The organism is Pedobacter sp. KBW06, from assembly GCF_003852525.1.
Lineage (GTDB): Bacteria > Bacteroidota > Bacteroidia > Sphingobacteriales > Sphingobacteriaceae > Pedobacter.
Map to the genome: position 1 here is coordinate 1 of NZ_QAJL01000010.1, position 6,269 is coordinate 6,269.

Annotated in this window: 2 protein-coding genes; both read left to right on the top strand. The window is 47.8% G+C overall.

The window, feature by feature from the left end:
- Positions 1 to 4,142 (top strand): non-ribosomal peptide synthetase (locus DBR43_RS32745; RefSeq protein WP_124587568.1); only part of this gene is annotated, 4,142 nt, incomplete at its 5' end.
- 22 nt (positions 4,143 to 4,164) lie between these two features.
- Positions 4,165 to 6,269, top strand: a 2,105-nt coding sequence (locus DBR43_RS32750) for a non-ribosomal peptide synthetase (protein ID WP_158622657.1), incomplete at its 3' end; no start/stop codon positions are given.

The following is a 6,269-nucleotide window of genomic DNA, read 5'->3' on the forward strand; positions in this document are numbered from 1 at the left end:
GTTACCTGGAAGGTAAAAACACCAACCTGCAGCTCTTTCACCTGAAAGCAGACCAGGTCGATCAGGTACCGGCAGAACAACCCTTTGATACGGTCATTGTCAACTCTGTATCCCAGTATTTCCCCGGCATTGCCTATTTCGAAGACATGCTCCTGAAAGCCTTTGACAAACTGAGCAAAAACGGGGTCATCTTCCTTGGCGACATCCGGAACTATGACCTGCAGAAACAACTGATTACAGAAAAACTGCAATATGCAGGAAAAACATACCAGCAGCAGGACATCGACAGAATTGCCCTGCGAGACAACGAATTCCTGCTCTCGCCAACCTATTTTACCCGCCTGCCCGAGCGTTATGCGGATATGGAAGTCAGCCTGCTCCTAAGAAATGGCAGTTATGACAATGAGTTGAGCAGGTACAGGTACGATGTACTCATTACCAGAAGAACAACAGATAAAACGACAATAAACAAAAGCCAGGCCCCGCCCCAGGGAACCTATAACCTCCCCTTCCTCAACCAGCTCACCAACGAAGACATCCTCTCGGCGGTCAGAAAGGTATTGCCCGATTATATGGTGCCCACAGCACTGGTTCAGATGGACAGTTTCCCGCTAACCACCAACAGCAAACTGGACAGAAGAGCACTGCCTGACCCGGAAACCGGGGATGGCGATAAATATGTGGCGCCACAAAACGAAACTCAGACCGGCATCTGTAACATCTGGCAGGAAGTTCTGGGCATCTCAAATGTCGGTATTGACGACGATTTCTTCCAGGTCGGAGGAAATTCAATCCTGGCCATTCAGGCTTCTCACAGAATGACTGCAGCGCTGGCATACGAAGTAAAGGTAGCCGATCTTTTCAGGTACAAAACACCGGCAAAACTCTCTGAAAACCTCGACAAAAAGGCACTCTTAAAAATAGACAGGATTGCCGGAACCTCAGCCCCGCTCTCCTTTGCGCAGGAAAGACTGTGGTTCATCGAGCAATATGAACAGGGTACAAATGCCTATCACATGCCCATGGTACTCGAACTGACGGCAGACTGCGATATTGAAGGACTCAGATATGCCCTCGGAAAAATCGTGGACAGACATGAAGTACTCAGGAGCATCATTAAACAGGACGACAGGCAGCAGGGAATCCAGGTTGTACAACAGGACCAGCTGCAAATCGAACAGCTGCAGCTATCTACGCTGGAAGATCTTGAAGCAATGATTTCCAAAGACATCAACCATCCCTTTAATCTCACAGCCGAATACCCGATCAGGGTCCGGTTCTACGATGTTAAAGATGAGGAAAGAACAGTGATCCTGATCAATACACATCATATTGCCAGCGATGGCTGGTCTATGGAAATATTCCTGAAAGAACTGCTGGCTTATTACGAAGCATTTGCCCGGGGAGACCTTGCCCTTGCACTTCCTCCGCTGGACATTCAGTATAAGGATTTTGCCGTATGGCAGAGAAACTACCTCAGTTCCGAACTGCTGGACAAACAATTGCACTATTGGAAAGATAAACTTTCCGGTTTCCAAACCCTGTTACTGCCAACAGATTTTACAAGGCCCGCTTCAATCAGCTATGCCGGATCCGGCCATAAATTTAACTTCAACGCCGATACCAGCAATAAACTCCGGATGCTCGCTAGAGAACAGGGAACCACTCTCCACAGTGTCCTGCTGAGTGCTTTCTATATTCTGTTGGGTAAATACTCCGGCCAGGACGACATTACAGTGGGAAGCCCTATTGCCAACAGACATCATTCGCAAATCCAGGAGCTCATCGGATTTTTCGTCAACACACAGGCCAACAGGACTATCCTGAGCAGAACCGGCAATTTTATGGAGCTGGTGCGACAGGTGCACGAAGAACAGATCTCTGCACAGTCTAATCAGGACCTGCCTTTTGAAAAACTGGTAGAAGAACTGGAAGTTCAGAGAGATACTTCCCGACATCCTGTTTTCCAGACCATGTTTGTGGTACAAAGCTTCACCAATGATCAGTATGCAAAAAAAGAACGGGAGCGTTATTTCCAGCCTTTCAGAGGATCTGTTTCCTCCGAAGTGGAAAAGTTCGATCTTTCGGTATTTATCGACGATAGCGACCGGGAAATCTCAGGTTTAATTAATTATGCCGCGAGCCTTTTCAAGGCAGAAACAATCGTACAGATCGCCAGACATTTTATACAGCTTGTTGACCAGCTGAGCAAAACGCCATACCAACCATACAGCAAGATATCTCTGCTCGGGCAAGAAGAGTTCGAACTCAGCGTAAACAACTGGTCAGGAACACTTCAGACCCCATCAGCTACAGAGACGCTTCAGTCACTTTTTACCCGTCAGGCAACAGAAAACCCGGAAGCGACTGCCATCATTTCCGAAGGAAGCCGGCTCTCCTACCAGCAACTGGACCTGCAAAGTAATCAGTTTGCACACCAGCTCAGAAAAGAATATCTCCGGCTAACCGGAACCCCAATATTGCCGGATACACTTATTCCTGTCTGCATGGATAGAAGTAAGGACATGATCGTTGCAATTCTTGGCATTCTCAAAGCTGGCGCGGCATATGTACCTGTAGATCCCGCATATCCACAACACAGAATAGATTATATATTGTCAGACACTGATGCCAAACTGATCGTATCCCAACAACACATACCAGCTGCATATCACATTACACTACCGGAACACAGAATTTCTCCCGACAAAAACTTCAGCAATGAACCATTGGAAGCACTTCCGGTATACAGCGCTCCGGAAAACCTGGCATACGTCATTTATACTTCAGGCACTACCGGGAATCCAAAGGGGGTGATGGTCGAACACAGGAATATCCTCTCCCTGGTGAACAGTGATTACATCAGTGTTGATGAAAAAGATACCTTCGCATTTCTCTCTTCTCCGGTGTTCGATGCCGCTACGCTGGAAATATGGACCCCATTGCTAAAAGGTGCTGTTCTGGCCATACATCCTGATGTCCGGGCACTGACCTCAAATCCGCAGAATTTCGCGGAATTTCTCTCGCAAAATCAGGTATCCGTTCTCTGGCTCACAAAAACGCTTTTCGATGGATTGTTCCTGCTCAATCAGGCCTTATTTTCCAGACTCAAATACCTCATCATAGGTGGAGAAGCTCTTGACAAGACCATAGTCAACAAATTGATATCCAGCTCACATAAACCTGCAAACTTCCTCAATGGCTATGGCCCTACAGAGAGTACAACCTTCAGCTGCACCTATACGCTCGCGCATCAGATAACCGGCAATGTAGTTCCTATAGGAAAGCCCATCCCAAATAGAAAAGTATATATACTGGACAGCGACAGGCAACCTGTGCCCATAGGCATTGTTGGCGAGCTCTATATCAGCGGGGCCGGACTGGCGAGAGGATACCTCAACAACATCCCCCTTACCGAAGCACGGTTTATCGAAAACCCATTTGCATCAGCTCTGGAAAGACAAATGGGATACACCAGAATGTACAAATCCGGCGACCTGGTCAAATGGTTGCCCGACGGTAACATTGCATTTCTGGGAAGGAATGACGACCAGGTCAAAATACGCGGCTACAGAATAGAACTGGCAGAAATTGAACACGCGATCACAGCGGCCGGAGGCATCGCACAGGCATGTGTTGTGCTGAGGGAAAGGCCAGCTTCAGCAGGACCATCCAGCTATCTGACCGGATATTATGTACCACAGCAAGGCAGCTCGCCTGATAAAACCAGACTGACTGAACACCTAAAAAAAACACTGCCGGATTACATGGTACCTGCAGTGCTGGTACAGATGGACAGTTTCCCGCTCAGCTCCAGCGGAAAGCTGGATAAAAGACTTTTACCAGATCCGGATATTGCCGCAAACAATGAGGGATACCTGGCCCCACAGAGCGAAACCGAGACTGAGATCTGCGCCATATGGCAAGACGTCCTGGGCATTGAACGTATTGGCATTGCTGATGATTTCTTCCAGATCGGAGGAAATTCCATCCTCGCGATGCAGGTCTCTCATAGAATGAGTGCGGCCTTAGGGGCTGAAATCAAAGTGGCCGATTTGTTCAGGCACGCCACAATTGAGGCAATCCTGGAATACAGCATCCTTCCGGTCATTGATCCGGATGCTGCTGAGTGGGAATTTTAATGGCAAAATAGATCATAAGAACATGGGAATTAAAAATATTCATACTTTTTTAAATACGCTTAGACATCATGCCGGCGCAATATGGCTTGAAAACGACCTGATCAAATTGCTGGTCCCTCCTGTTCTTCAGAACCAGGTTACCAAAGATCTGATCAGTAACCACAGAGAACAGCTCATCAGCCTGCTAAAAGAAAACAACATCTTTTCAAAAGCGCAATTTTTAAACGTCATCATTTTAAAAGACAGCAGCATCAGCAACTATCCTTTAAGCGCTGCACAGGAGCGGCTATGGTTCATTGAGCAGTATGAGCAGGGAACAAACGCTTATCATATCCCCATGGCCCTCGAGCTTGCAGAAGGGATCAATATTGAAGGAATCAAATATGCACTGTCCGGAATTGTAGAAAGACATGAGGTGCTCAGAAGCACCATTGAGCAGGACCAGCAGCAGCAGGGAATCCAGGTGGTACAGAACAAGCCCCTGGAAATCGAACAGATTCAGGTAAGTCATCCGGAAGATCTTGAAACCCTCCTTACTACAGACATTAACCGCCCGTTCAATCTGGCTGCAGAATATCCGATCAGGGTCAGTCTGTACCATATTACCGGTTCCCTCAGGTCAGTCCTCTTGATCACTACACATCATATTGCCGGTGATGGCTGGTCTGTAGGCATCTTTCAAAAGGAACTCATTGCCGGTTACGAGGCATTTATTGCGGGAGACGAGAACTTTAAACTTCCCCCATTAGCGATCCAGTATAAGGACTTCGCGATTTGGCAGAGAAATTACCTCAGCTCAGAAGTGCTGGAAAATCAACTGCAGTACTGGAAAGGTAAATTGTCGGGCTTCCAGACCTTATCCCTGCCGCTCGATTTTCCAAGACCTGCGACCATAAACTATCTGGGTGCAGGAGCAGACTTTCTCTTCGATGCGGATACCAGCGATAGGCTCCGAAAACTCGTAAAAGAACAGGGAACCACCCTGCACAACGTATTGATCACGGCCTTCTATATCCTTTTGGGTAAATATTCCGGGCAAAATGACATCACGGTGGGGAGTCCCATCGCCAACAGGCATTACTCACAACTCCAGGAACTGATCGGCGTTTTTGTGAATACACAGGCCAACCGCGTCATACTAAACGAATCAGATCATTTTATCGACCTGCTCCGGCAGGTTCACAAAGAACAAATCATTGCACAATCAAATCAGGACCTGCCCTTTGAGCGGCTCCTGAACGAACTGGAAGTCATACGAGACCCTTCACGTCACCCGATCTTTCAGGCCATGTTTGTCGTACAAAATTTCGGTAAGGACCAGCGGACTGCCAAAGAACGGGAGCGCTATTTTAAACCTTTCCAGGGATCCGTTTCCTTTGAAGTAGAAAAATTTGACCTCTCCGTATTTATCGACGACAGTGAACAGGAAATCTCAGGGCGTTTTAATTATGCTTCCAGCCTGTTCAAAAAAGAAACTATTGAGCAGATGGTACAGCATTTCATTTTGCTTGTTGACCGGCTCATCAGCAAACCGGATCGGCCCTACCAACAGGTATCCTTACTTGGTCGCGATGAGTTTGAACATATCCTGCAGGACTTTGGAGGAGCCCTCCAGCCCGCCCCTCAAAACGAAACCTTGCATGCCGTTCTTACAAAACACGCGCTACAATACCCGGAACAGCCAGCGCTCCTGTTTGCAGAAAACCATTTATCGTATCAGGAACTGGACCAGAAAAGCAACAGCCTGGCCAGAACCATCAGGGAAAAGTATTTAAAGCTCAGCGGACAAGCGTTAAGCCCGGACACCCTCATTCCCATCTGTATGGACAGGGGAACCGAAATGATTACCGCCATCCTTGCCGTACTCAAAGCCGGTGCCGCATATGTACCCGTCGATCCCGCTTATCCTCAACACAGGATTGACTATATCCTGGCGGATACCAATGCACAGATCGTGCTTTCTCAAAAGCACATCACACAGGCCTATCCCATCCTGCTGCCTGAAGAAAAAATAGTGCTGCCGGAACACCACGACCATGAGTCCACAGCTCCGCTTCCTGAATACAGTGCTCCGGAAAGCCTCGCCTATGTCATCTATACTTCCGGAACGACCGGAAAACCCAAAGG